This is a genomic window from Coleofasciculus sp. FACHB-712 (assembly GCF_014695635.1).
GTDB lineage: Bacteria > Cyanobacteriota > Cyanobacteriia > Cyanobacteriales > FACHB-T130 > FACHB-T130.
The window spans coordinates 1-5,342 of the sequence record NZ_JACJOQ010000679.1; the positions used below are offsets into that span (position 1 = coordinate 1).

5 protein-coding genes and 1 pseudogene are annotated in these 5,342 nt (G+C 43.0%); 1 reads left to right on the top strand and 5 read right to left on the bottom strand.

Going from position 1 to position 5,342, the window contains the following annotated elements; translation table 11 throughout:
- Positions 1 to 114 precede the first annotated feature (114 nt).
- Positions 115 to 300, top strand: a pseudogene (locus H6F50_RS27425) (IS630 family transposase); the annotation flags it as partial.
- Positions 301 to 446: 146 nt separating this feature from the next.
- On the opposite strand, the gene H6F50_RS25385 reads toward H6F50_RS27425, so the two are convergent.
- From H6F50_RS25385 to H6F50_RS25405, 5 genes are all read right to left on the bottom strand, one after another.
- Entirely contained in the window at positions 447 to 1,202 is a 756-nt protein-coding gene (locus tag H6F50_RS25385) for a TIGR04283 family arsenosugar biosynthesis glycosyltransferase (RefSeq protein WP_190430836.1), read from the bottom strand.
- A gap of 80 nt (positions 1,203 to 1,282) precedes the next feature.
- Complete coding sequence (locus H6F50_RS25390; RefSeq protein ID WP_190430837.1) at positions 1,283 to 2,173, bottom strand: M48 family metalloprotease; 891 nt, start codon at positions 2,171 to 2,173, stop codon at positions 1,283 to 1,285.
- A 222-nt stretch (positions 2,174 to 2,395) separates the two neighbouring features.
- Positions 2,396 to 3,517, bottom strand: coding sequence for a nucleotidyltransferase family protein (locus tag H6F50_RS25395; RefSeq protein WP_190430838.1), 1,122 nt, complete (start codon positions 3,515 to 3,517; stop codon positions 2,396 to 2,398).
- A gap of 45 nt (positions 3,518 to 3,562) precedes the next feature.
- Complete coding sequence (locus H6F50_RS25400) at positions 3,563 to 4,489, bottom strand: SMP-30/gluconolactonase/LRE family protein (protein WP_190430839.1); 927 nt, start codon at positions 4,487 to 4,489, stop codon at positions 3,563 to 3,565.
- Between the two features lie 28 nt (positions 4,490 to 4,517).
- Positions 4,518 to 5,342 (bottom strand): SDR family oxidoreductase (locus tag H6F50_RS25405; protein ID WP_206754851.1); only part of this gene is annotated, 825 nt, incomplete at its 5' end.

Here is a 5,342-nt window from a genome sequence, read left to right on the forward strand (position 1 = left end):
TTTCTAAAAAACTCTCTAATCATATAGGAGCTATTTGGTATTTTATTCATGAATATAACGCCAGTTTACTTATAGAATGAAAAGCTTGATTAGCATTACTATGCAGGACTACCAGAGTTTTCAGTCCTCTCTCGTCAATGTCTCAACCGACGTATTCCAACCATCGCCGAACTGCAACAGGAAATAGAGGCGTGGGAGCAACAACGCAATCAAAACCAAGCGACTGTCAATTGGCGCTTTTCTACAGTCGATGCTCGCACAAAGTTCAAGCGTCTCTATCCAACTCCTAGCCTGTCATAATCTCTATGGTTAACTACTAGGTTTTATCCTCTATTTTCACTCTCATGCTCATGACTACTCACTCTCTTGTAAAAAACCTACACCTGTCAGGGGGGTAGGGTTCTTTTATTATGGGAAATTAAACAGATTCTATAACTAATAACTAATTAGCGAATTTCCTCATAGAACTTTTTCAGGTAAGTTGCTTCAACTCCGATACCCCAAAGAAAGCCGATGTAGAGATATATCGCGGTAGCCTTCAGCGAACCCCATTTTGCCACACGGCGATCGCTACTTTGCACAACTCGATTCACTTGACGAATCCGACCTCGTTGCACCAACTTCAGGCACAAATCCGCTTCCTCCATAATTGGCAATGCCGGATCAAATCCGCCACATTTCCAGAAATCGGCGCGACGACAAAACATCACCTGATCGCCAAATAACAATCGCAACCCCTGAAAAAACAAACGAGGTCGGAAAAGCAGCGGCGCGTAGTAAGTTTTGAGGTAATTATGCAGCGAAACTCCCCAGCGCGTCGTCTGGGAACCTGTCATCAAAGAAATAAACCCGCCGCCAGCAACAGATGGATCGGCTAAAGTTTGCTCAACCACTGCCACAAAATCATCTGGAACCGAAGTATCTGCGTGTAAGAAGCACAGGATATCTCCCGTCGCCGCCTCTGCGCCTCGGTTCATCTGCACTGAACGTCCGCGAACATCACAACAGAGGACACGCACTTGAGATGACGGGGCGATCGCTTGTAAGATCCGCTGGGCGATCGCAACTGTCTCATCGTCACTTCCCCCATCTACCACCAGCACTTCCCAAGCTGGAGGATCTAGCAAATTCAACTGGCGCAGCGTGCGTTCCAAGCACGTCGCCTCATTCAGCGTGGGAATAATAATCGAAACGCGAGACATCTCCGGTTTAGCATCCTCATTCAATAAAAAACCGGCGTTACCACCGGCTAAAATCAAGCATCACCAGCACTGCTTGCACATTATGCGATCGCTGGAGTCATTTGCTTTTGTTGCTTTTGTTGCTGAGCCAATTCTACGAGACGACGAATCCGATCCTCAGTCGGGGGATGGGTACGGAAAAGAGATTGCAACCCTTTTGTCGAGATAGGATTGACAATCAGTAGCGGCGACATCGTGGGATTGCCGTTCATCGGAATCTGATGACCCATTGCCTCAAGCTTCTCCAACGCACTGGCAAGCGCCAAAGGATTCCCCGTGATTTCAGCCGAACCCAAGTCAGCAGAATACTCCCTGGTGCGGGAAATCGCAAACTGGATTAGCGCCGCCGCAATCGGAGCCAAAACGATAAGAAACAAGGCACCCAAAGCGTTTCCACCTCGGCGGTCATCGCGGGTGACAGGGCCGTAGAGCGCTCCCAAAGTGAGAATCCGTCCGACAAAAGTAATCGCTCCAGCGATGGTGCCTACAACTGCCTGAGTTAAAGTGTCGCGGTTTTTGACGTGGGTAAGTTCGTGAGCCAAAACACCTTCAAGTTCTTCGCGGGAGAGTAATTCTATAATCCCTTGAGTCACTGCCACAGAAGCATGATCCGGATCTCGTCCGGTTGCAAAAGCATTGGGGGATTTGGTTGGCACTAAAAACAGTTTCGGCATGGGAATCCCCGCCTTTTGGCTTAAAGAAGCTACCATATCGTAGAGTTCTGGAGCCTCCTGACGCTCTATTGGTTGGGCGCGATACGCCATCAAAGCCGCTTGGTCAGAATAGTACCAGGAGCTAAAACTACTGAATGCAGCAAAAGCCAGACCTAAATATAGCCCCTGCTCGTTGCCGACCAGATAATAGCCACCCAGAACCAGAAGACCGCTGAGGAGTCCCAGCAACGCTGCTGTCTTAATTTGGTTTCCAAACATGATTATTAGAAAGCAGTTGTTGAGAATTTTCTTTATTTGTTCTTAAGTTCTCAGATTCTGGAGTGTCTAGGCTCTATCTCATGTATGAGACTTGCCTCTTCCGGCTGGTAGGGAAATGTGTAAAGGGCTTTAGGAGACGCTTATAGTTATCTGCTAGTGCATTGATGGCGATCGCTTCTACCCTGGTTGTCTTCATCTCTTTTCAGGTGAAAGCGATCGCTCTTACCAGAGCCTTTTTATACCCCGAATCATTGCTTGCAATGGAACTTCCCATAAGTGTTCCAAACCCCAGATATATTGTAGATATCTGGTAAAACCTAAAAAGCTTAATTTAAAATTATCTGTATTTACTGCTCTTGAATATTGTAGATATCTGCTTATCAAACGCTCGTGGACTGATTTTTCTTGTCTACTCGTGAGCTGATATTCGCTGCGCTCAAATTTAGAAATGGGTATATTTTGTACTTCTTGTAAAATCGACAGAGGGATTGGCATATTTAGGATTTCATGTAATTTCGTCAATATATTTTGTAGGGGCAAAATTAAGCGGTACTTTTGTGATAAAGCTACCAGTCGGTTCCAATCAATTTCTGCTTGGTATGAGTTGAGAAGTATTGCGGCATCAGCTAGCCGACTAATTGGAAAAACAAAATTACTCATTCCTCCATATACAGAAACGTACAATAGCTGATCCGTAGGATTTAAAACATAAGTTGATAAGTCATCCAGCTTGGTTAATATCGCACTATCCCAAAAATATTTTTCAGCATCTTCTTGAAAACCATCTGCGAACAGATGCCAGCGAAGATTAAACTGTTGTTTTAATTCATTGTCAAATCCTAGAGTATGAGAGAAGGGCGTAATTGTAACTGGTATTTTTCCTTTGGCTCTCCAGCCAATTTTTTGTAACAGACTTACGGCTGCTAAAGCATCTGCTGGATGAACTAAAAAATCAAAATTATGTATCATTCGTGAGCCATAATCTTTGTAATAATGTATATTCAAAGCTGCATCCTTGAGCAGCATTGTTGTGATACCATCATTCTGAAAACAACTGATAATAGCTGCGACTTGTTGCAACAAAACTTGGGTTTCACACCATGTGCGTCGGTAAACTCCCTTTAGTCTTGCCATATGCAGATCCGTCACGCCATGTGCGGATAAGTTGCGATAAAGTAAAGGCAGCAATCGATAGGATTCTACATCGAGATTCTCAATATCGGCAGATGCTTTCCATTGATTCCAAGAATCAATTGCCTCTTCTCCCTGCAACAGTGCTGCCCGCAAAAGCAATTTTTGCTCGGAATTAAGCCAGTCACAGCTATCCTTATTATATAGATTCATTTTACGCATCTTTTGTAATTGAAAATTTTAAACGATGGTAATCAATTAAGGCACTTTGATGCCTGGAACATTTACTCGAATTTTGTAAACAGAAGTGCCAGCAGTAATATAAAGACTTTGCAAATCATCATCTCCCCAAGCACAATTCGCTGGCACCTCCGGAGTCACAATTGTTCCCAAATGATTCCCTTCTGGATCGAAAACCCACACGCCTCCTGCACCTGTGCAGTACAGATGTCCTTGCACATCTACTTTCATCCCATCGGGTAAACCAGGTTTCTTACCATTCATCTTGTAAAAAATGCGGCTGTTAGCAAGTTTACCGTCAGCTTGAACGTCGAACACGCGAATATGACGGCGTTCAGAATCGTCGATATAAAGCTTTTTTTCATCCGGTGAAAATGCTAGTCCATTAGGTTTATCAAAATCATCGGCTACGACAATAATTTCTTTGCCATCAGACGAGAGGCGGTAAACCCCCTGGATTGGTTGTTCCTGCTGTTCGGGTTTGATGCCATAAGGCGGATCTGTGAAGTAGATAGAACCGTCACTTTTCACGACAATATCATTAGGACTATTCAGTTTATTACCTTGAAATTTATCAGCTAAGACGGTAATCGAACCATCTTTTTCGGTGCGGGTGACGCGGCGCGTTCCGTGTTCACAAGCAATGAGTCGTCCTTGCTTATCTCTAGTCAAACCATTGGAATTATGGCTAGTCTCTCTAAAGACTGTTACGCCACTACTGGGAGTCAGTTTAAAGATTTTGTTAGCTGGAATATCACTAAAGAGGAGATACTTTTCTTCAGCAAACCAAATAGGGCCTTCTGTAAATTCAAATCCCGTAGCCACACGCTCAACAGTTGCATTTTTAGGGAAAAGACTTTTAACTGCTTGACATTTCGCCTCCAAGTGCCCTGAAAATAATTGCTTTTCTACTTTTCTTTTTACCCATTTTATGATGTGAAACATTTGGTTTTCTTTAAAATAACAAGCTTTTTTATTGATTCAGATATTCGGCATAACGATGATTATATAATGACAACCCAGCATCGATTTTGAGAACGGTTCCAGTCGTAAATTTTGAAAAATAGTCGGAGGCTAGGTAAACAGCAGCCCGACCAATATAACAAGGATTGATTGAACTGTTATGCAGTGGAGTATAGCTGTGACGGAGGGAGTTTCCTTGCTCATCTTCCGCTACCCAGCCGGGAGCGATTCCGTTAACTTTTACCCCAGAAGTTGCCAATTCTAGAGCCAATTCTTTGATAATCATTCCTAATGCAGCTTTTGAGGAGCTGTAACTAGGCCAACGTACAAGTTCCCATTGGTGAATAGACGTGATATATATAATCGAGCCATGAATGCGATGATTAACCATCATTTGAGAAATAAGCTTTGTGAGATACATTGGCCCGAAAACATTGGTATTAAAGGTTTTATGCCATTCTCCTAAATCAAGGTTTTTTATCTGGCTCGTCTCAAATTGGATTCCCACATTGTTGACAAGAACATCAATATTTATTTTGTTTTCTAATAAATAATTACATAAATAATCGTTATCTTCAGTCTTAGAAATATCTGACACAAAGGCTCTTGACTTAACTGGATAGCAACTTAATTCTTTTTCTAAATTTTCACATCCTTCCCGAACTAGGTCAGTGAAGAAAATGTTTGCGCCTTGTTTTGCCATTTCAAGAGCAATACTTCTGCCAATATTTCTGGCTGCTCCAGTTATCAGAACATTTTTTCCAGCTAAAAGCTGATTATCGATAACTACCGAAGGCTCTGTTGCTGGTTTTGTAACTACCAACTTTGGAGCTGT